We start from the raw sequence: 21,424 nt of genomic DNA, 5'->3' as shown, positions 1-21,424 counted from the left end.
AATCGCCGTGGTACGTGATCCGTATGCCCGGTGATGTGGGAGGAGGGGCATCGTGAGGTGCCTCCCTATCCCGATTAAATTCATTTGCTGCCCCCTCGCTCACTATGATGTAATACCTTGTAGTCACTAACGTTGAGGGTACAGCCATGAGTGTCACTACCGTTCGCCTTCAGGCAGAAGTTGAACAGCGCCTGGAAGCAATCGCCGGCAAGCTCCACCGAAGCAAAGGTTGGGTGATCAATCAGGCGCTATCAGAATACATTGAAAAGCAGCAGCGTGAGGAGGAGCGTTGGCAGCAAACGCTGGAGGCAATGGAATCGGCTGCCCAAGGAAAGGTAGTTGATGCTAGCGAGGTCCATGGTTGGCTCAATAGTTGGGGAACCGAAAACGAGCAGGATGCACCGAGGTCTGGTAAGTGAAACTGGTTTACACGGATGAAGCCATTGAAGATCTGAAACGCCTCAGGGAGTTCATCGCGGTCCATAATCCCTCTGCGACAGCCAGGATAGCCGCAGAGCTGGTTGGCAAGATCGAATTACTACCAGACTTTCCCAAGATGGGGACACCGGTTGAAATGGCGCCGGTGCCTGACTCCATCCGCGACATGGTCTTTGGCAAGTACGTTGTTCGCTATTCGGTACATGCCAGTGTCATTATCATTCTTCGGGTGTGGCATGAACTGGAGGGGGAACAGTAGCAACTTAACCAGCCGCTGTTGCCGGACAATTTTTCCACCGCTGCGCGGCTCCAAAATTGCCGACGACGAGACACACGCTTTATTCACCCGCCTTATGGACGAAAGCGGGGCGATGCTTTGGAGCCGTGTCACCTACGAGATGATGGAGGGGTACTGTCGATGCGAACGGACTTCACGTGGACCAACAGCCACCATATCGGCGGCGACTTGCGCACGAGTGTGCAGAAACTCAAGGATGCGACGCCCTGCCGGCGTGCTCCTCGGTAGCGGCAAGCTCGCGACGGCTCGAGTTGGTCTCGTCGATGCCGCTCCGCAATGGCGCAGTCGCTATGCACTACCGGCGCGTGCGCGGCTAAACGCAATTTCGTCGCTCATTTTTTTGCTGCCGGTGATGCGAAGCGTGAGGCAAGTATGAGCATGATTGAAATTAAACGTCCACAAGAGCTGGCGCGTTTACGCCGCCTTGCCCTGGCTGCACAAGGTTTGCTGCAGGCCCAGCCCTATGGGCGTGGTTTGGCGGGGGCACGTAGAGCGGTTAACCACATAGGCTATGTACAGATTGACACTATATCGGTGGTGGAACGAGCACACCATCATGTTCTTCACTCTAGAGTGCCTGAGTTCAAGCCCGCCATGACAAATCAAATGTTGCTTGATCGAGACATTTTTGAGTATTGGGCACACGCGGCAGCTTTCCTACCCATCGCCGATTTTCGCTTCTCCTTACCCTACAAACACGCCCTTAAAAGCGGCCAAACCCATTGGTACAGAACCCGTGATAAGAAGCTCATGGGTGAACTGTTGGCCCGTATACGTTCAGATGGCCCGCTACGATCCCGAGATGTAGAAACTGACACCACAAAACGTGGAGGCTGGTGGGACTGGAAGCCAGCCAAAAAGGCACTCGAACAGATGTATATGGAAGGCGACCTAATGGTCAGTGACCGCGAAGGTTTTCAAAAAACCTATGATCTAACCGAGCGGGTACTGCCATCTCATGTAAATGCACAAATGCCCAGCATGGAAGAATTTGCGGCGCACATTGTAGACCAACAGTTGCGCTGCCACGGGTTTGCTTCACTCAAAGGGCTGGTCTACCAGCGTCGAAATGCTGAACTACGCAAAGCTGTGAGAGCCCTGATAAACGAAAGGTTGGCGCAGCGCGCTTTAGAACAAGTAAAAGTGAGCAGTGGCGAAGTCTTCCTAGTGGAAACAGGTGCGCTCGAACGTCCTCTTCCCCGATTGAAAAGCCGTATGCTGATTCTTTCGCCTTTCGACAACAGTGTCATTCAGCGCGAACGGCTCAAGGCACTGTTTCAATACGACTATCAGTTGGAATGCTATGTACCCGCGGCCAAACGTCAGTATGGCTACTTTTGCCTGCCGTTACTTTACCGCGATGACTTTATTGGGCGGATGGATTGTAAAGCCCATCGAAAAGTCAGCCATTTAGAGATCAAATCACTACATTTTGAACAACACAATTTTGATGAAGAATTAATCATTACTGCATTTGTAGACGCCATCACACGGTTCTGTCATTTTCAAGAATGTGACTCGGTGTCGTTGACTAAGGCCGACCCAAAACATCTAACCCAACGCTTGCGCAATGAGCTAGCACCTCTAGGGACATCACTCTAATCCCATTTGTGGCCAACGACTCAACAGGTAGTCCTTCCGGACACAAAAAAGGGAAACTTTGCAATGAACGAGGTACAACATATAACTATCTACATCGACCGCAGCCCACGCGATGTTTATGAGTTTGCGTCCAACCCCGAGAACTTGCCCCGTTGGGCAGCGGGATTAGCCGGCTCCGAGGTCAAGAGAGCTGGAAGTGTTTGGGTGGCTGAAGCACCATTTGGAAGAGTAAAGATCACGTTTGCGGAGAAGAATACGTTTGGCGTCATGGATCATGATGTTGAGCTTGACTCAGGTGTGGTTGTTCACAACCCAATGCGAGTTGTGCCCAACGGTGGTGGAAGCGAGTTCATGTTCACCCTGATGCGGCAACCGTATATGTCCGAAGAGCAATTCGTGGAAGATAAACGAGCTGTTGAAAAGGATCTGAGAACATTAAAAGAATTCCTTGAGGGTAGTTCTTGAGTGGAATTCTTTTGTGCTGTGAGAAATTACCCGTACAAGTCGCAGCATTACGCGGCCGTTGGCCGCCGGATAATTTTTCCACTCCCGGGTTCTGTGTTGAGAGGCGCCATTCCCCTCTGCTTACACTAAAAGGAAACACGAATGCTCATAGACCTTGAGTCGATCAAAGCAAAGCACATCCACCCCATCCTGACCCAGACGGTGATCCCGCGGCCGGTGGCGTGGGTGTTGTCGCGGAATCCGGGCGATGATTACAATCTGGCTCCGTATTCGTTCTTTACCGTGGTCACCGGCAAGCCGCCTATCCTGATGGTGTCCATTGGTAAAAAGCCAGGCGATAGCACTTTCAAGGACACCCGCGTGAACATCGAGGCCCGTAAGCAGTTTGTGGTGCACATTGGTAGCCAGAGCCATGCCCAGGCCATGACGGAGTCTTCCCGTCATCTTGACCACGGGCAGTCTGAACTGGATCGGCTGGATATGAAGCTGGTGCAGGAAGAAGGCTGGCCGATGCCCCGAGTCGAGGGCTGCATGGTCGCGCTTTACTGTGAGTTGCGGGAAGTGATTGAAATGGGAGATACACCGCAATCGCTGGTGTTTGGCAACATCAAACAGGTCTTTGTTGACGATAAGGTCGCCAGTATTAACGATCAGGGGCGTTTCATTATCGACGCCAAAGGCATCGACCCCATCTCGCGCCTGGGTGGCAGCGAGTACGGCACTCTGGGCGACATCCTCAGTGTGCCGCGCCCAGACTGAGATGCCCTGAAACAGGATTCAATCGACTATCAACACTGACCGAAACGGCGCCGGATTCCTCGCTTCGGGCCAATTTCGGCGTTTTCCTTCCTGGGCTATTCTGACCCTGTTGGCGTGGGCCTCCACGTTGAAATGTTGCTAAAAACAACGGCAGACGCAGCCAGGGTGATTATGAGCGAACAACATGTAGACGTACTGATTGTCGGCGCCGGTGTCTCCGGTATTGGCATGGCCTGTCACCTCAAGCGGGAATGCCCGGGCAAGACCTTCACCATTCTTGAGCGCCGTGAATCCCTTGGCGGCACCTGGGATCTGTTCCGTTACCCCGGCATCCGTTCCGATTCCGACATGTACACCTTCGGCTACAACTTCCGCCCGTGGACGGGTGGCAAGGTGCTGGCGGACGGCCCGTCGATCAAGCAGTACGTACGCGATACCGCCCGGGAAAACAAGGTTGAACAGCACATTCAGTATGGCTTGGCTGTGGTATCCGCTGAGTGGTCTGGCGCAGACAAACACTGGACACTGACGGCCCGAAAGGAAGCCACCGGTGAAACCGTCACATTTACCGCCAGCTTCCTGGTGGGCTGCACCGGCTATTACAACTACGATGCCGGCTATAAGCCCGATTTCCCCGGCGAGGAAGATTTCCGCGGGCAGATTGTTCATCCCCAGCACTGGCCAAAAAACCTGGACTACGCTGGCAAGCGCGTGGTGGTGATCGGCAGTGGTGCTACCGCAATCACCCTGGTGCCCACCATGGCTGAGAAAACCGCGCACATTACCATGTTGCAGCGCTCGCCGACTTACCTGATGCCGTTGCCCTCCCGGGACGCCGTGGCGCAGGGCCTGCAGAAAGTGTTGCCTGCCAAAGCCGCCTACAGGTTGACCCGCGCCCGTAACGTTAGCATTGCCCGGCTGCTGTTTAATCGCTCGCGCAAGAATCCCAAAGCCATGCGTCGCCTCTTCCTGGCAATGGTTCGCCGGCAATTGGGTGGTAAAGTGGATATGCGCCATTTCTCACCCAGCTACAACCCTTGGGACCAGCGCCTGTGTGTGGTGAAGGACGGCGACCTGTTCGAGTCCATCAAGGCTGGTAAGGCGTCGGTGGAAACGGATCATATCGAGCGCTTTACAGAGAACGGTATCCTGCTGAAGTCCGGCAAGGAGCTGGAAGCGGATATCATCATTCCGGCCACCGGGCTGGATATCCAGATGCTGGGCGGAATGGACCTGAATGTGGACAGCCAGCCGGTAACGCTGCGAGACAAGGTTATCTATAAGAATGTGATGGTGGAGGGCGTTCCCAATGCCGGCATGATATTCGGGTACACCAACATCTCCTGGACGTTGAAGGCTGACATTGCGGCCGAATACCTGTGCCGCCTGTTCAATCACATGGATAAGCATGGCCAGAGCGTTTGCGTGCCCCGGGATACCGGCGACAGCCGGGGCGAGGACACCATGATGGGCGGGCTGGACTCCGGCTATATCCGCAGGGCCGACGACCGGTTGCCACGACAGGGAACACACGGCCCCTGGCGAGTCAGCCAGAATTATCTGGAGGATGTGAAAACCCTGCGCTTTGATCCGATTGAGGACGGTTACCTGGAGTTTGATGGCCACCGGCCGGTTCAGAAAGCGAAGCCGCAACGCGGGTTCCTGCGGCCATTACGTTCGGCGCTATTTGGCTCCTGAGCCGGGAATACAAGCTTGTAATTGACAACTGCAACTACAAAATTGACGCAAAATATGGCAGTCTCGTCGTCCTTTAGCGAACAGGCGATGATGTATGTCCGGCCGTAAAAACAAGAAGAACCTGCCGTTGTGGTATCCCACGTTGTGGCCCTCCTGGTTTCTGGTGTTCACACTCTATTTGCTTTCCCTGCTGCCGATGAGCGCCAAACAGCGCTTTGGCCGGTGGCTGGGTTGTTTTCTGGAAGGCAAACTGAAATCCCGCGCCAGGGTGGCCAACACCAATATTGCCACCTGTTTCCCTGAGCTTGACGACGCGGCCCGTGAGCAGCTGGTTCAGGACAACTTTGTTGCCTGCACCCGTGGTTTCCTGGAGAGCATCCATGCCTGGTGGCGGGATATGTCCGGTTACTGCGAAGGCGCTGAAGTGCAGGGGCTGGAGCACCTGAGAGAGGCCCAGGCCAGGGGCAAAGGGGTACTGCTGATTGGTGGGCACTACAGTATTTTCGATTTTGCGTTGCCGTTGATCGCCTGCCACCTGAAAAAGCCGGGTTACATGTACCGCCCCAACGACAACCCGGTTATTGACCGGATGATCGAAAACGGTCGCCGGCGCCATTTCGGCATTCGGCCATTCACCAAACGTGAGCTGCGGCCGCTGGTGTCTTTCCTGAAAAAAGGCGGTGAGGTCTGGTTTGCCTGCGATCAGGATTTCGGCAAGAAGACCGAACTTTTCGTGCCGTTCTTTGGCACAGAGGCGGGCTGTATTACCTCTCCCAGCTACATCGCCCGCGTTTCGGGCGCGTCAGTCATCTGTGTGAGCCACCTGCGGATGCCGGATGGAAACTACCGGGTGATCTTCTCGCCGATCCAGGAGGAGTTTGGAGGGTGCAAGCACAGCGACACGAAAGCCTGGAGCCGCTACATCGAAGATACCATCCGCGAACAGCCGGACCAGTATCTATGGTTGCACAAACGCTTCAAGACCCGGCCAGACGGATGCGAAAAAGTATACTGACCGGGTGTGGGGCGTTACTCCCGGATGCGCTGATCATAGTGTACCGCTTCATAGCCACTTCCAGGTGCGGAAAGTGGCAGCGCATTGGGCGTACGTCGCGATGGCAAACCAGTTGCTCGGTAATTTCGGTGTGGGCGGGCCCACGGGAGAAGCGCTCTGTTCGCGACGGCAGGTGAGTCAGCGGAATAACGCCTACTGATTCCCGTCTTTCACTATGACTTGTGGGCTGGTGTCAGAACCTGACGATCAGGCTGGCGGTTACGGTATGGCGATCATAACTGTAGCGTTCAATATTGCTGTTGTTGTCGGTACGGTCAAGATCCAGGCTGAGAGACGTACGACGAGAGAAACGATAAGTGGTGCCAACGGACAGAGTATGACGCTTGTCTTCACGACGTATCGTTTGTCTGCCCTCGGGAATGGTGAGTTGGTGTGGCGTGCGATAGTAACTGAAGCGAAAGCCGGCCCCGGCTTTCATGCTCAACTGGTCGGTCAGGTCGTATTCAATGCCCGCTTCAAGGCCATGTCGCTCGGGGGATACACTGAAAAATTCATCTCCGGTATCCAGATTGTCCCGATCATTATAGTCGGCCCGGTATTTCAGTTCCGCTGTCCAGTTTCCCGGCCGGACACTGTACCTGGCATCAAGCCGGTACATCTGGCCCCGATAGGCTTCAAATCCAGGCAGTGGAAAGATCTGGGTAGCCTCTGCCCTGACGAGGCACCTTGCGCCGGGGTCCGGGCAGTTCAAAGTCGTGATGCCGGCCGTTAGCCGGGCTCTGCGTTCCAGTGATCGCCGGTCCCGCCAGATATAGTCGCCGCCAAGGCCGACACTGATCATTCCCGGTGCGATTTTCTGAACCCACTTTGCATCAGCCTGAATCACCTGCAGGTCAAACGTGTGTTCAGAAGGGTACTGGCGTGAGAAAAACTTGACGTCCGAGCGCAGTCCCGCCGAAGAATTGCCATAAAGGTAATAGGAGGCAGCTGCGAGTGTTTCCACAAAGCCACTATCGAGCTTTTCGGGCGCGGTGTCCGGAAACAGCGCAACGTTGTCCTCATACCCCCCACTTACGGAAATCAGGCCCGCCCAGCGTTTTTGAGATGCAGCCGCGTGCATCGTTGGTTCAAGGCGTTCAAGTTGACGGGTGGCGAGTGATATCAGGTTGTCGTCGGGATCAGACGCCAGTACGTTCCGGAAGGCTTTTTTTGCGGAATCCCGGTTTTCACGGGCCAGGGCGGTCAGCCCGATGTTGTAGTAGGCAAGTGCTTTTTGCCGGGTGGGGATAAGAGTCCGGAACGTTTGCTCCGCTTCCTCGTGCAGCCCGAGTTTGTAATAGACCACACCAAGGTTGTAATTGAGTGAGCGAGAGCTCAATCCTTTTGAGGCGGCGGATTCAAGAAAGCGGCGAGCTTTATCCAGTTCTCCAGCGTTAAAAGCCTGAATGCCCGCACGGAAGAGCGCCTTTGCCTCGGGTGTCTTCTCCTGAGCATGGGCAGTTGACAGTGCCAGATACAACACCAGTGCGATGGTCAGAAGACGGCGCAAATACTCTCTCCGGAATAGTATGAACTCGGAATCAGAGTATAACAGCCATTGGATGGGCGAGTGCCAGCCCTGAGGTAATCATGTGTGACGTCGGTATCTAATTTACTGCTGTCCGGCCTCTTGCAGATTCAGGGAATTGTCGTTCAACAGGTCCAGATCCGTATCGCCGGTGCCTGGCAGGCCCAGTTCCGGATCCTCGATACCCGGCAGACCCAGTTCTGGCTCGTCTTCGATGATCTCGCCAGGCAATTCTACGCCGAGTGCATCACGAGACTCTCGTGACTGTTCGGAGAGAGTGGATTCAAGATCCAGCATGTCTTCCCGGGTATCGGAAGCGAAGTCGTCTGAATCCGTCTGCATATCACCGAACCCGTCCACTCCAGCAGGCGCGTTAACGGATTCCGGAAGTTCAAGTTGCTGCACAAAGGAATCATCCAGCTCCTGATCGTCTGCGACCATTCTCATGGTTACATCGAGATCGTCCTGAGCCCACGACTGTGTGGGTGCTGCAAGCAAAATGCTGAATATGGCCGGAGCGAGCCAGCGTATACGGATATTTCTGATCATGATGAAGGCTCCGTGTTTCCTGGAATGGCTGTGCTGAATGTTTTGCGCCGGGTTCCATCGTCCAGGTGAGCGACCAGTTTGCCTGAGCCCGGGAACAGCACGTTTATGGGCAGTGCCAGTACGTTGTCGCCTTGCTTTAGATCCACCGTCCAACTGATGGTCTGACGACCCGGGAACGGTGCCAGTTCTGCGTTGGGCGGTAGTTCCAGAGTCAGGGTTACGTTGTCCATAGCCCTACGGGAATTGAATGCCAGCCTGACGGTTTTCAGTTCCGTTCCACTTCCGGGTTCGGAAACGGATTCTGTTACTGCCTGCCCGGTAGCGTCCGCGATGTCGTTGCCGGGCACTCCGGTATCTGCTGGGCCAACCTGCATGCCGATAAAGATGCCGAGTGCCAGTACGGCGGCAATAGATGAAGCCCAGAGTGAAGCCTTGCGTAACGTGGAATCCTGAGGTGTTTCGCCGGCCAGTGCGATTGTACGAACCCGGGATTCGAAATCGTCGTCAGGTTCCGGAACGATCTGGGCCATGATGCCATTTTGCAGGCGTCGTTCATCCTCCCAGAGTTCTGAGCAACTGACACACGTGGATGCGTGAGATTGGAGGGCTTCCTGTTCATGCAGCGGAAGATCGCCGCGAACCAGGTTGTCGACCTCCCAATGGAACTGACGACAAGTCATGGCATTCACCTCTTCATCCTTCACGTTGTTGCTTTTCGAAAGGTTCCATTTGTTTTTTTAGTCGTTCGCGCATGAACGCTCTGCTGCGATGCAGGCGTGATTTTATCGTACCGACAGGCACATCCAGAACCATCGCAATGTCCTCCTGACGCCAGCCATCCGCATCGTGAAGCAGTAACAGGGTGCGTTGGTCAGGTGGCAGGGTGTTCAGTAACCGCTTGACGGTATCGCCAATGCGCGTTTGGTCAATACCGGCGGACGCATCCGGGCTTGCCTCGCCGAGGGATTCCATAAAGGCGGTCTGGCTTTCCGCAGCGACCAGCGTACTGACGCTGACCTCTCTCTGGCTGGATTGTTTGCGGGTGAGATCGACAAAGTGTCGATAAAGCACACGGTTGAGCCATGGCTGTGGTTGTTGCACGTTTTCCAGCTCGTCCAGGCGGGGGTACAACTTGACCACGACATCCTGCACCAGATCCTCTGCGTCCTGTTTCTGGCCAGTCAGGCGGTAGGCGAAAATATACATGCCTTTCATGTAAGGCAGAATCAGCCGGTCAAATCGCTTTGACGACGACGAACGAAATGGGAGCAAAGCCAATCTAATTCCCTCGGTCTGTGGTCGGCACGGTTTGGTGGGTGCCCCGCCCTCAGGCCATTCTTGTTGGTGTTCGGATGCCAGATGCTGAACATACCATCATTTTCATCTTTTGTTCGAGACTATTTTCTCGCTACAAGAACCAGTTAGCCCTTCCTTATTGCGAGCCCTCGTCTGCCCGAGATAAATTTTTGGAACCACCGCAATTAGACTTCCGTGTTAGGCCGAAAGACACAGGACGTGTCCTTGATTACAAAAAACAAACCGAGGTACGCAAGTATGTTCACTCGCCAAGTATCGCTACTGACGCTTGTAGTAGCGTCAATAGGCCTGACAGGTTGTCTTGAAAGCAGCAGCGAAACCACGAAAAATTCAGACCCGGAATACAGCATCACCAATCCCGGGCTGGTACGGGGCACTCACCCGCTGTTTGATCCACTGGAAACTGAGTTTCCCATTCCGAGCGATTCGCTTTTCTTTTTGAGTGATGTTGACGACGGCACCATGCTTAATGGCGGTGATCCGGCAAATCCGGTGACCACGGGTATCGGGTTTATGGACGGCAACTCGGTCCTTTCACCGATTGATATCAAGATCAGCGCCAGTCTCGACACACAGCAGACACTTGATGCCCGTGATTTTGTTGAGGTGGAGGGGGAGGTTGTACCAAACCCTGACCAGAATGTGTTTCTGATCCCCCTGGAATACGCCAGTGGCGACAGCCTTCGGCAGGTCAGTGGCGAAGTGGCGGGTATCAATCCTGCCAGCCAGTACCGTCGTGCACAGGCGTTGGAGGCGAGTGGAAGCACCGCAGAAGCTGATGCGGTGTTTGCCTCGCTGCTGGAGGAGAAAATCCGGATTGAACTGCTGGGCATTGACGGCGGTCAGAATAACCTGATTCGGATTCTCCCGCTTGAGCCGCTGGCGCCCAAGACCCGTTATGCCATTGCCCTGACCAATGACATTGTCGATGCGCAGGGTGAGCCGTTGGTAGGTTCGCCCACCTACCAGACCGTTGCCAATCCGGGCCGTGTGCTTTCCAACGCAGCTTACGAGCCGTTTCGCGAAGCGCTTTTGCCAGCCCGTCAGCTGGCGTCGGATTACTTTGACTTCAAGCGCGAATCCATCGCTGCCGGGTCTTTTCCGTTCGGCTTTGAGGATGTGGTTTTCTCAACGACGGTGACCACCACCGCGATTGATGATGTGCTACTCGCCAACGCTGCGCCGGTGACGTTTTTTCGCTCAAGTGTTGCCATCCAGGCTCGGCAGGATGGTCTCTCACAGCTGATTGATGGTTTTTACAACCTGACGCAGCAGCCGTTGGACGGTTCAGCGACTGCGGAGCAGCAGTCGATTAATGACCAGATCTATACCAAGTTGACCGACACTAACTTCCGTCTTTATGACGCTGACCTTGCGGCATTGCTGATGGATGCGCAGAGCCAGGGCATGGTCATCAAATACGGCGACCTGGTGGCGAATGCCGAGACGGATCGTCGGGTCGCCTTTGCTCTTCAGACAGCCACGTCTGTCGCAGTCGACACGGTGGTGGATGTTGAAACCGACGCGCAGGCGCTGGCAAGCGCGGCGGACGCCATTGTCGATACGCCCAAACCCCGCACGGTGAGCATTTTCAGCCAGCGGGACGGCGGCGAAGTTAATCCGGCGCTTGAGCAGAACGTTGAGACTGACCCTATCACCGGAACAACAGTGACCCTGAATATCCATGTGTACGAGGGTGAGATTACTCTGCCGTATTTTCAGGGTATTCCCGAGAGCATGATGGACGGCTCTGCCATTCAGTCGGCCAGTTGGATGCCATCGGATTTCAGTGTGGATGATGTGCTGACCAACGCACCGTCAGACCGTATCACCTACCGCTTCCCGTTTGCCGCCAAGACCGGTGATACCAAAGTGCCCGTAGTGGTAGCGGCACCTGATACCAATCAGGCATTGGTTGGTGGGCAGGAACCGGGGGCTGGATGGCCTGTGATTATCTATCAGCACGCCGTCACCCAGGATCGGTCGGCCATTCTGCCGCTGGCTACGGCGGCAGGCCTGTCCTGCGCCGATCCAGACAACACCTTCAATTGTTTCGTGACCATCGGTGTCGATCAGCCACTGCACGGTATTTTTGATCAGGGCGGCGCCGTCGGACTCAGCCCCATCTCCGGGCAGGCGGGTGCGTCGCAAGACGCCACGGAACGCCATTTCGGTTTTGCAGCGAATGACAATCTGCAGGCTGTCCCGGCGACGGAACTGGCCGCACCCGAATCCGGTGGCCTGTTCCTGAACTTCTCCAACTATGCCAACACCCGCGACAACATGCGCCAGGGCACGCTGGATCTGTTGAACATCAACGCGTCGTTGCAGGCGATTGAGGACGCGATTGCGGCCTGTCAGGCGTCTGGCAACTGTGCTCAGACGCTCAATATCGACCCCAACCGCGTGTACTTCCTCAGCCATTCCATCAGCGGTATGGGTGGTGCGGCGTTCCCGCCAGTCAACAACGCGGCGGTTGCAGAGAACGCCAACCTGAGCCCAATCCAGGCGTCCAACCTGTTCAACACGGGCGGTCAGTTCACCCGCCTGCTGGAGAACTCGGCGTCCCTGGCGCCACAACTGCTGCCGGGACTTGAGGCGGCGTCTGACGGATTGCTGGCCCAGGGCCGTACCGAGCTGAATATCTACTTCAATGTGTTCCAGGGGCTGTTGGATTCGGCGGACCCGACGGCCTATGCATCTTTTTATAGCGGCTCCAGCACCTTGCTGACCGAGATTGTCGGTGTGGATGGCGATCCGGATCGTCCAACCGATAGCACCATTCCAAATTCCGCCGATACTCAGCTTTATCCGCTTGGCCCGCTGGAAACCACGGTTCCTGAGACCGGCTTCCAGATCACCAGCGAAAACGCACCGCTTGCCGGTACGGAGCCTATCGCAACGGAGATGGGGGCGGTGTCGACCCCGCTCGCCTCAGGACTCCCGGCCATTACCCGTTATCTGGAGGGATCGCACGGTAACCCGATTTCTGCCGGCCAGAAAGCGGCGGACCCGTTCTCATCCAGAGCGGTATTCGAGGAGATGTTTACCCAGATGCTTCAGTTGTTCACCGATGGCACGGTTTCGGTCACCAACCCATGTGTTGTCCAGGATGCAGACACCACGGGCTTTAACTGCTCTGACACGGGAGGCAATACCGATGCCGGCATGTAACCGAGGTCTGGCGAACGGCATTCCGAATTGAATTTATAGAGCCTGGTGTCGCCACAGAGCGGCGGCACCCTCCCGATCAACTCTCAATTATTGATGGCGTTGATGACCATCCCCCGGGATGGCTCTGCCTGAAGAACATGTGGAGTAAATACAAATGACAACAACAAGCCTATATCGAAAGCGTCTGGCACTGGCGATCGGCGCCTTGCTGAGTTCCACGCCGGCACTGGCCTTTGATTTCGAGATCTATGAAATCGATGCTTCTTTTTCCACCACCCTGACCGCGGGTATCGCTTACCGCCTTCAGGACCAGGACAAAGACCTGATTTCCCAGGGCAACCTGGGGCCGGAATTCGCATTCAGTAACACCGGCGCGTCGTCCAATAACTTCGACGATGGCAACTTGAACTTCGAAAAGAACGAGCCGTATTCCCAGATCCTGCGTGGCCGCAGCGAGCTGTTTCTGGACTATACCCCTGACAGTGACACCTTGACGCGGGTTGGGGCGCTGGTGCGAGGCACCTATTATTACGACCATGAACTGAAGGACAACCGTCGCGCCAAGGACCCGGTCGGCCAGCGCCGCGAACTGAACGAGGAGGCCAAGGACAACGCCTCCGGGGTAGAGCTTCTGGATGCGTATGTGTTTACGGACTGGTACTTCGGCGATACGCCGGTGTCGATCCGCTACGGTCGTCAGGTGGTGAACTGGGGTGAGAGTACTTTCATCCTGGGTGGTATCAATGCCGTCAACCCAATCGATGTTCCAGCGTTTCGCGCACCGGGTGCGGAACTGAAAGACGTATTGTTGCCGGTTGAAATGCTCTACACCTCGGTTGGTCTGACGCCGGAAATCACGATGGAAGCGTTCGTTCAGACTGACTGGGAAAGCTTCAGGATTGATGACTGTGGCACCTACTTTTCTTCTGCGGATGTGGCGGCGGATGGCTGTGGCCCAGTGCTTCTGGCCGGCCAGGTACCGGACTCTCAGGCGTTTGAAGAAGGTTTTATTTCGCCACGCCTGGGCGACAGGGAGCCCGGAGATAAAGATCAGTTCGGTGCTGCCATAAGATGGTACCTGACTGATCTTGGTGCTGAGTTAGGGTTTTTTTATACCCGTTACCACAGTCGTCTCCCCTACATCAGTGGGGTGGTCAACAACCCGTCTGATCCGTCTGCAAATCAGAAAAGTGACCCTGACCTGCCCAACTCCAGGTTTCCGAGTTACTTTATCGAATATCCGGGCGATATCGACCTTTATGGCATCAGTATCAACACCACTCTACCAACGGGCACGTCTCTGGGAGCAGAGTATAGCTTCCGGCCAAACATGCCGATCCAGTGGAATACCTTTGAGCTGATCTATGGGGGTCTGCAACAACGGGGCCCGGATGGCCAGGTGATCAGTAAGCTGGAGCAACGCCAGCGTGAAAATAACCCGGACTTCAATTATGCCGGCAAGGCCATTGATGGCTATGACCGTTACAACGTCTCCCAGGCACAGGCGACCTTTATTCACTTTATTGACCGTGTGATGGGGGCTGCTCGCTTCATCATCGTTGGTGAAGTAGGTGCCACCTATGTTCACGATTTGCCCAGCACGTCGGAAGCCCGCTACGGCCGCTCTGGTATTTATGGCGTGGGACCGGTGCCGCTGGAAGGCGATAGCTTCACCGGTGATTTTTGCAGTCAGGGCACCGACAGTGATCCGCGGTTGAATATCAATGCCAGCAATTGCGGTGGAGATGGTTTTACCACGTCCTTCTCCTGGGGCTACCGCACACTGTTTGTCTGGGATTACCCCGACGCTGTGGCCGGTGTGAACCTGCGGCCGCGGCTTTTCCTCTCTCACGACGTAAAGGGCTACGCGCCGGATCCAGGTGGCAACTTCAACGAAGGCAACAAATCTGTTGGTGTCGCCGTCGAAGCCACTTATCAAAATGCTTACAAAGCCAACCTGAGTTACACCAATTATTTCGGTGGTGATTATAACGTCATCAATGACCGGGATTTTGTGTCGGCCTCAGTGTCCTATTCCTTCTGAACCATTGTCTGAAAATCGAGGAGTAATCAATGATTAACCGAAAAAACCTGCTTTACAGCGCATTAGCCGTTTCGATGTTGTATTCCGCGTCAGCGAGTGCGGCAGTGTCGGCCCAGGAGGCCGCCAAGCTGGGTGACACACTGACGCCGGTGGGTGCGGAAATGGCTGGTAATGGCGATGAAATCCCTGCGTGGGACGGAGGGCTAAGCAAGGCGCCGGCCGGTTATAAGGGTGATGGGCGATATGTGGACCCGTTTCCCAATGACAAAGAGCTGTTCCGTATCGATCAGAGCAACGTTGACCAGTATGCGGATAATCTGACGCCTGGCCAGATTGCGATGATCAAGACGTACGACGATTATTTTATGCCGGTCTACCAGACCCGGAGAACGGCGACCTATCCTGCCGAGGTGCTGGAGAAGACCAGGGCCAACGCGACCGAAGTAGGGCTGGTGGAAAGCGGGAACGGTCTGAAGAACTATAAGACAGCGACCCCGTTTCCGATCCCCCAAAATGGTCTTGAGGTAATCTTCAACCATATTACCCGCTACCGCGGTGGTTCCTTTACCCGTAATGTGGCACAAGTGACCCCGCAGCCAAACGGCGATTTCAGCCCGGTCAGGTTCACCGAATCGTTTACTGAGCGGGTGGCGCTGGAGGATTTCGATCCGAGCGAAGATCCCAACGTGATGTTCTATTTCAAGCAGGCCATCACCGCACCGTCACGCCTCGCCGGTAACGTACTGCTGGTGCACGAGACCATCAACCAGGTTAAGGAGCCGCGTCGCGCATGGTTGTATAACTCGGGGCAGCGTCGTGTTCGCCGTGCACCCAATGTGGCGTACGACGGGCCGGGTACCGCAGCGGATGGTCAGCGAACGTCCGATAATCTGGATCTCTACAATGGCGCGCCAGACCGTTACAACTGGGAACTCAAAGGCAAGAAAGAACTATACATTCCGTATAATTCCTATCGCTTGACCAATGAGAGCCTGAGCTATGAGGACATCATAAAGCCGGGCCATATTGACCAGAGCCTCACACGTTATGAGCTGCACCGGGTCTGGCATGTAACAGCAACACTCAAGGATGGTGAGCGGCATGTCTACGGCAAGCGGGACTTCTACATTGATGAGGATACCTGGCAGATTGCAGCGGTGGATCACTACGATGGACGTGGCAACCTGTGGCGTGTTGCGGAAGCGCACGCGATGCAAATTTATGATGCCAACATTCCGGCCTATGCCTTTGAAACCCTGTATGACCTGTTGTCAGGGCGCTATCTGATTATGGGGCTGACCAACGAGGAAGACGAGCCATACCTGTACGGCACCGAACGTCGCTCCCGCGAGTACACGCCGGCTGCGTTACGCCGGGATGGTGTGCGTTAATGACGGTCTGATAACCCTGCCTGAATTGGCAGGGTTATCCCCGACCGGGGACCGCGTCAAAGATGCCTACCCGGGAAAGTTCCTTATAGCTATTCCCGGATCACTCTGTTAGTGTGCCCAGCATCCTGCCTCTAGGGATTTCCGCAGTTTAAGGCATCAAGCCCCGTGCGAACCTCCATACGACCTGTCAGAGGACGTCACCCCGTTAACGGTGAGTGACTGTAGTCGTCTTTTATTCCATGAATTTTCATGGCATCTGCCCGCATTCGCCGAGAACGGTGTTCGTGGAGGCAGAATAATCAAGAGTTGATCCAATATGAGTTTTTCTTCACTCGGTTTGTCCGAGCAACTGGTCCGTGCCACTACCGACCAGGGTTACGAAACCCCATCACCCATCCAGGCCAAGGCCATTCCCGCCGTACTTTCAGGCAGGGACGTGATGGCGGCTGCCCAGACGGGCACCGGTAAGACCGCAGGGTTCACCCTGCCATTGCTGCAGCGCCTGGCGGAGAACCCCCGCACCGGCAAGGGCCCGCGTGTTCTGATCCTGGCGCCCACCCGCGAGCTGGCGGCCCAGGTTCACGACAGTGTGGCGCTGTACAGCAAGTACATGCCTACCAAGTCCGCCGTGGTGTTTGGTGGCGTAAAAATCAATCCGCAGATGATGAAGCTGCGCAAGGGCCTGGACGTGCTGGTGGCCACACCCGGCCGTTTGATGGACCTGTACCAGCAGAACGCAGTGCGCTTCAACGAAGTGGAAATCCTGGTGCTGGACGAAGCTGACCGCATGCTGGACATGGGCTTCATTCGCGACATCCGCAAGATTCTTGCGCTGTTGCCGGCCAAGCGTCAGAACCTGCTGTTCTCAGCTACCTTCTCCAAAGAAATCCGTACGCTGGCAGAGGGCTTGCTGGATAACCCGGTTCAGGTGGAAGTCGCGGCCCGTAATACGGCTGCCGAGAGCATCGTTCAGTCTGTCTACCCGGTAGACCAGAGCCAGAAAACCGCCCTGCTGAGCAAGCTGGTGCGTGATAACGCCTGGGAGCAGGTGCTGGTGTTTACCCGTACCAAACATGGCGCCAACCGCCTGACCCAGAAGCTGGAGCGTGACGGTATTACTGCTGCAGCAATCCATGGCAACAAGTCACAGGGTGCCCGTACCCGTGCCCTGGCCGATTTCAAACAGGGTGAAGTCCGCGTGCTGGTGGCTACCGATATCGCGGCCCGTGGCCTGGACATCAAACAGCTGCCCCAGGTGGTGAACTTCGAGCTGCCGAATGTGCCGGAAGACTACGTTCACCGTATCGGCCGTACCGGTCGTGCTGGTGAGAGCGGCCATGCATTGTCGCTGGTCAGTGCCGATGAGGGTTCGATGCTGGCGGGTATCGAAAGACTGCTTAAGAAGCAGCTGCCGCGTAAATCGGTGGAAGGCTTCGAACCGACCAACAACCTGCCGCTGAAGCCCAAGGGCAAGCCGGACCCAAGCCGTGCCCGCAATCGCAACGGTAACGGTGGTGGCAATGGCAAGCCGACCGGTAATGGCCGCAGCTTTGGTGGCAAGCCGGGTGGTCGCAGTGGCGGCCGTAGCCAGAATGGCAACGGTGGTCAGGCAAGGCGCTCGCCCCAGCGCGAAAGCGCGTAATCAGGCATAATCCTGCAAAAAGCGGGGCCCTTCTTGGGCCCCGCTTTTAGTAAGGATTGGACTCAACCAACCGTCTTTTTGCTGTCAGTGGTTTTACGCCGGCTGATGCCATCGCCCTCTGGCACAAACACATCACGAACCGTAAGCGGATTGCCGTTGGCATCCTGAACCTCCACCTGGCGAATGGTTCGCCCGGTTTCGCGGTCCCGCAGATCCAGGGGTTCCTGGTTCGGTGCCGGGTTCCACTTATCGCCCCACTGGCGCAGGGCAATCACGATGGGGAAAAGGTCACGGCCTTTCTCGGTCAGGCGGTATTCGAACCGTGAGCCATGCTCGCCCACTTCCACTTTTTTCAGTACCTCGTTGTCCACCAACCGCGACAATCGGTCGCAGAGGATGTTGCGGGCAATGCCCAGTTCCTGCTGGAAGTCCACAAAGCGGCGGGTGCCATACATGGCATGCAACACCACAAGCAGGGACCACCAGTCCCCCACTTCATTCAGGGCACGGGCGACGGAGCAACTGGAATCATCAAAACGTTTTCTGGCCATGGTTGCCAGTGTACCTAATAGGGTTGCATTTTAAAACCAGATTTAATAAGGTTGCTTAAAGAAACCAGATTAGTGAGGTTGCGATCTACCATGAGCATGAACCTTGGCCCCCTGTTTGAGCCTTTTGAAATCCATAACCTGACCCTGCGCAATCGCGTGGCGATGGCCCCGATGACCCGTAATTTCTCCCCGGGTAATGCCCCGGGCCGGGAAGTGGTGGACTATTATTGCCGCCGCGCTGAAGGTGGCGTAGGGCTATTGATTACCGAAGGCACCACGGTAAACCACCCCGGCGCCAACGGTTACCCGAACGTGCCCTTTTTCCATGGCGACCAGGCGCTTTCCGGCTGGAAAGACGTTGTCGATGCGGTTCATGAAGCTGGAGGCGCCATCTTTCCCCAGCTGTGGCACGTAGGTGCGGTGCGCAAGGAAGGCACGGAACCAGATCCCAAAGTGCCCGGTTACAGCCCCTCTGGCCTGTTTGCTCCGGGTAGGCCCAACGGCAAGGCCATGAGTAAGGAAGACATTGAAGATGTGATCACGGCTTTTGCCGATGCCGCGCAGGATGCCAAGGCCCTGGGATTCGATGGTGTCGAGATTCACGGTGCCCACGGTTATCTGCTGGACCAGTTCCTGTGGGAAGGCACCAACCAGCGTGACGACGAATACGGCGGCAGCATGAAAAACCGCCTGCGCTTTGTGGTGGAGATCGTGGAGGCAGTGCGCCACCGCGTGGGCCCGGATTTCCCGATCATGCTGCGGTTCTCGCAGTGGAAGCAGCAGGATTACGAAGCGAAGCTGGTGAATACCCCGGAGGAGCTGGATCAGTTCCTCAAGCCCCTGGTGGAAGCCGGTGTTGATATTTTCCACGCCTCCACCCGTCGCTTCTGGGAGCCGGAATTCGAGGGTTCCGACCTCAACCTGGCGGGCTGGACCCAGAAGCTGTCCGGCAAACCGACCATGTCTGTAGGCAGTGTGGGCCTGACTGAAGACTTCATCAGTGGCACCTTTGCCAGCAAGAAGGAAGCAGTAGAGCAGTCCGGTATCGACGAACTGGTTGAGCGTATGAACAACAACGAGTTCGAGCTTATCGCCGTAGGCCGTGCCCTGCTGCAGGACCCGGAATGGCTGGTAAAAGTGAAGGAAGGCCGTATTGGTGAGGTAGAGCCCTTTGCGAAGAAATCGCTGGCGAAACTCTATTGAGGCAGTGAGGCGTTGACGATAGCCCCGGCTTGCACCGGGGCTTTTTTGTGTCTGTCCGTGATGTAATTTAACCTTGTTTCAAAACCCGTATGATTGATGTACTTGTTCTCAACAGAAGGGATACATCATGAAGTCTGCTAAGTCCTTTTCCACCTTTGTTCTGCTCGCCCTGGTGTTGACCTTTGCCGGCTGCGCCACCGTCGGCAAGGACTTCGCCACCCACAACGTTGATCAGATTGAAATCGGTGAAACCACCCGGGCCGACATCCAGGACATGTTCGGGGAACCCTGGCGCACCGGTATCGAAGACGGCGAGCGTACCTGGACATACGGCAAGTATCGCTGGTCCGCCTTTGGTGAGGCGGAAACAACGGATCTGGTGGTACGATTCAACCAGGATGGAACGGTATCATCCTACGTCTATAACACCACCGAATAGGTGCCATCTATCCAGAGCCAGGAACCAATGGAAGACCAGGGCGATCCAGCCAACATTGAGCAGTTGCTGGACCGGATTGAAGCCGGGGCTGAAAATCGTGCTTTCGTTTCCATCGGGGAAATGATGGATTCCGTAGGCCGGCGGACGTTCGGCCCCATGGTGCTTCTTGTCGGGATTATCCTGGTTACTCCCCTGAGTGGACTGCCCGGAATGCCAACCCTCATGGGGCTGCTTACGCTGTTAACGCTGGGGCAGGTACTGCTGGGCAGGAATCACTTCTGGTTGCCGGGATGGATTGTGAAGCGTGAGATACCCCGGCAAAGGCTTTTGCAGGGGTTAAAGTGGTTGCGCCGGCCTGCCCGGGTGATCGACCGCCTGATACGCCCTCGGCTCACCCTGCTCGTGAAAGGGCCCGGGCTGTATGTGATGGCCCTGGGTTGCATGGTGATTGCCGGAGTGATGCCTGCAACAGAGATTGTGCCGTTCAGCGCGAGCATTGCCGGCGTGGCCCTTATGGCCTTTGGCCTGGCGATGATTTCCAAGGATGGCCTGCTTGCCCTGTTTGCCTGGGGGATTTCATTAATTGGCCCGATCATGCTTATTCGCAACCTCGGGGGCTGAGGCCCGGAGTGGATTGCGGCCAAACTACGTAAAATTGGAGATTTTGAACTAGATTGTTATAGGAAGAACGCCTCATTTATTGGCGGAAGAGGAGAAGCACCATGATACGGTTATTCTATCTGGTATCTTCGATTGACAGCGCAAAAGAGATCTCCGACGACCTTCACGAGCATGAAGTCACTGACTGGCGTTTTCACATCGTCAGCAAGGACGAGGCCGGCCTGTACACCCATCAGCTACACACCGCTTCCATTCTGGATCGTACGGATCTGCCCAGATACGTCGAACGTGGTGCCATAACCGGTTTTGTGCTGGCGCTGGCCTTTATCGTTCCCATGGCATTACTGGAGGTGTTGGCAATGCCCGCAGCCGCCTGGATTGCCCTGTTTATCTTTGTCGTTGTCGCCGGGGCCTGGGTAGGTGGCTTTGGTGGTATCCAGAGTGAAAACTATCGCCTTGAGCCGTTCCATCAGGACATCGAGGCAGGTAAGTACCTGATCATGGTGGATGCGCCGAAGGATCATATTCCCAAGGTCAAGGAACTGATGGCCAAGAACCATCCCGAGGCCAAATTGCAGGGGCAGGATTCCAGCTTTAACAACCCGTTTGCCGGAAAACGCCGGCGTAAGATCAAGCAGGCTTGATAGCGAG

At 55.7% G+C, this 21,424-nt stretch carries 20 protein-coding genes; 15 read left to right on the top strand and 5 right to left on the bottom strand.

Annotated features, from left to right (window positions below):
• The first annotated feature begins 146 nt into the window (after positions 1–146).
• The 7 genes from NLU14_RS16595 to NLU14_RS16565 all read left to right on the top strand — a co-directional run bounded on the left by NLU14_RS16595 (position 147) and on the right by NLU14_RS16565 (position 6,275).
• Complete coding sequence (locus NLU14_RS16595; protein WP_275708559.1) at positions 147–419, top strand: CopG family ribbon-helix-helix protein; 273 nt, start codon at positions 147–149, stop codon at positions 417–419.
• Positions 416–697, top strand: coding sequence for a type II toxin-antitoxin system RelE/ParE family toxin (locus NLU14_RS16590; protein ID WP_275708557.1), 282 nt, complete (start codon positions 416–418; stop codon positions 695–697). The genes NLU14_RS16595 and NLU14_RS16590 overlap by 4 nt, the downstream gene beginning before the upstream one ends.
• Before the next feature lie 411 nt (positions 698–1,108).
• Positions 1,109–2,338, top strand: a complete 1,230-nt coding sequence (locus NLU14_RS16585; protein WP_275708555.1) for a winged helix-turn-helix domain-containing protein — start codon at positions 1,109–1,111, stop codon at positions 2,336–2,338.
• Positions 2,339–2,401: 63 nt separating this feature from the next.
• Positions 2,402–2,803 (top strand): SRPBCC family protein, encoded by a 402-nt coding sequence (locus NLU14_RS16580; protein WP_275708553.1) that lies wholly within the window; start codon positions 2,402–2,404, stop codon positions 2,801–2,803.
• Between the two features lie 141 nt (positions 2,804–2,944).
• Complete coding sequence (locus tag NLU14_RS16575; protein WP_275708551.1) at positions 2,945–3,562, top strand: flavin reductase family protein; 618 nt, start codon at positions 2,945–2,947, stop codon at positions 3,560–3,562.
• Positions 3,563–3,733: 171 nt separating this feature from the next.
• The gene (locus NLU14_RS16570) at positions 3,734–5,260 is read left to right on the top strand and encodes a flavin-containing monooxygenase (protein WP_275708549.1); all 1,527 of its coding nucleotides are present in this window, start codon (positions 3,734–3,736) and stop codon (positions 5,258–5,260) included.
• 94 nt (positions 5,261–5,354) lie between these two features.
• Positions 5,355–6,275: a lysophospholipid acyltransferase family protein gene (locus tag NLU14_RS16565; protein ID WP_275708547.1), complete on the top strand. Its 921-nt coding sequence runs from the start codon at positions 5,355–5,357 to the stop codon at positions 6,273–6,275.
• Positions 6,276–6,507: 232 nt separating this feature from the next.
• Here NLU14_RS16565 and NLU14_RS16560 read toward each other — a convergent pair whose 3' ends face one another.
• The 4 genes from NLU14_RS16560 to NLU14_RS16545 all read right to left on the bottom strand — a co-directional run bounded on the left by NLU14_RS16560 (position 6,508) and on the right by NLU14_RS16545 (position 9,663).
• Positions 6,508–7,824 carry a tetratricopeptide repeat protein gene (locus NLU14_RS16560; RefSeq protein WP_275708545.1) on the bottom strand — a complete coding sequence of 439 codons (1,317 nt, stop codon included), beginning with the start codon at positions 7,822–7,824 and terminating at the stop codon, positions 6,508–6,510.
• A 102-nt stretch (positions 7,825–7,926) separates the two neighbouring features.
• A complete protein-coding gene (locus NLU14_RS16555; RefSeq protein WP_275708543.1) occupies positions 7,927–8,391 on the bottom strand; it encodes a hypothetical protein in 465 nt (154 codons plus the stop codon).
• Positions 8,388–9,071, bottom strand: coding sequence for an anti-sigma factor (locus tag NLU14_RS16550; RefSeq protein WP_275708542.1), 684 nt, complete (start codon positions 9,069–9,071; stop codon positions 8,388–8,390). Before NLU14_RS16550 ends, NLU14_RS16555 begins: the two co-directional genes overlap by 4 nt.
• A gap of 13 nt (positions 9,072–9,084) precedes the next feature.
• Complete coding sequence (locus NLU14_RS16545; protein WP_275708540.1) at positions 9,085–9,663, bottom strand: RNA polymerase sigma factor; 579 nt, start codon at positions 9,661–9,663, stop codon at positions 9,085–9,087.
• Between the two features lie 282 nt (positions 9,664–9,945).
• On the opposite strand from NLU14_RS16545, the gene NLU14_RS16540 reads away from it, so the two are divergent.
• The 4 genes from NLU14_RS16540 (at position 9,946) to NLU14_RS16525 (ending at position 17,959) form a co-directional block, all read left to right on the top strand.
• A complete protein-coding gene (locus NLU14_RS16540; protein ID WP_275708538.1) occupies positions 9,946–12,882 on the top strand; it encodes a hypothetical protein in 2,937 nt (978 codons plus the stop codon).
• Between the two features lie 154 nt (positions 12,883–13,036).
• Positions 13,037–14,926 (top strand): DUF1302 domain-containing protein, encoded by a 1,890-nt coding sequence (locus NLU14_RS16535; RefSeq protein WP_275708536.1) that lies wholly within the window; start codon positions 13,037–13,039, stop codon positions 14,924–14,926.
• A gap of 29 nt (positions 14,927–14,955) precedes the next feature.
• Positions 14,956–16,317, top strand: coding sequence for a DUF1329 domain-containing protein (locus tag NLU14_RS16530; RefSeq protein WP_275708534.1), 1,362 nt, complete (start codon positions 14,956–14,958; stop codon positions 16,315–16,317).
• Positions 16,318–16,633: 316 nt separating this feature from the next.
• The gene (locus NLU14_RS16525; RefSeq protein WP_275708532.1) at positions 16,634–17,959 is read left to right on the top strand and encodes a DEAD/DEAH box helicase; all 1,326 of its coding nucleotides are present in this window, start codon (positions 16,634–16,636) and stop codon (positions 17,957–17,959) included.
• Positions 17,960–18,021: 62 nt separating this feature from the next.
• On the opposite strand, the gene NLU14_RS16520 is transcribed toward NLU14_RS16525, so the two are convergent.
• The gene (locus NLU14_RS16520) at positions 18,022–18,510 is read right to left on the bottom strand and encodes a winged helix-turn-helix transcriptional regulator (protein WP_275708530.1); all 489 of its coding nucleotides are present in this window, start codon (positions 18,508–18,510) and stop codon (positions 18,022–18,024) included.
• A gap of 90 nt (positions 18,511–18,600) precedes the next feature.
• Between NLU14_RS16520 and NLU14_RS16515 the strand changes: the two genes are divergently transcribed.
• The 4 genes from NLU14_RS16515 to NLU14_RS16500 all read left to right on the top strand — a co-directional run bounded on the left by NLU14_RS16515 (position 18,601) and on the right by NLU14_RS16500 (position 21,417).
• Positions 18,601–19,713, top strand: coding sequence for an NADH:flavin oxidoreductase (locus tag NLU14_RS16515; RefSeq protein WP_275708528.1), 1,113 nt, complete (start codon positions 18,601–18,603; stop codon positions 19,711–19,713).
• 127 nt (positions 19,714–19,840) lie between these two features.
• Positions 19,841–20,152, top strand: coding sequence for an outer membrane protein assembly factor BamE domain-containing protein (gene bamE / locus NLU14_RS16510; protein WP_275708526.1), 312 nt, complete (start codon positions 19,841–19,843; stop codon positions 20,150–20,152).
• A gap of 27 nt (positions 20,153–20,179) precedes the next feature.
• Positions 20,180–20,773, top strand: coding sequence for an exopolysaccharide biosynthesis protein (locus tag NLU14_RS16505; RefSeq protein WP_275708524.1), 594 nt, complete (start codon positions 20,180–20,182; stop codon positions 20,771–20,773).
• 101 nt (positions 20,774–20,874) lie between these two features.
• Positions 20,875–21,417, top strand: coding sequence for a hypothetical protein (locus tag NLU14_RS16500; protein ID WP_275708522.1), 543 nt, complete (start codon positions 20,875–20,877; stop codon positions 21,415–21,417).
• Positions 21,418–21,424: the final 7 nt, after the last annotated feature.

The organism is Marinobacter iranensis (assembly GCF_029207565.1).
In the GTDB taxonomy this organism is placed as follows: Bacteria; Pseudomonadota; Gammaproteobacteria; order Pseudomonadales; family Oleiphilaceae; genus Marinobacter; species Marinobacter iranensis.
The sequence above is the reverse complement of the archived record's forward strand: the minus strand, read 5'-3'. Positions and strand labels throughout refer to the sequence as shown.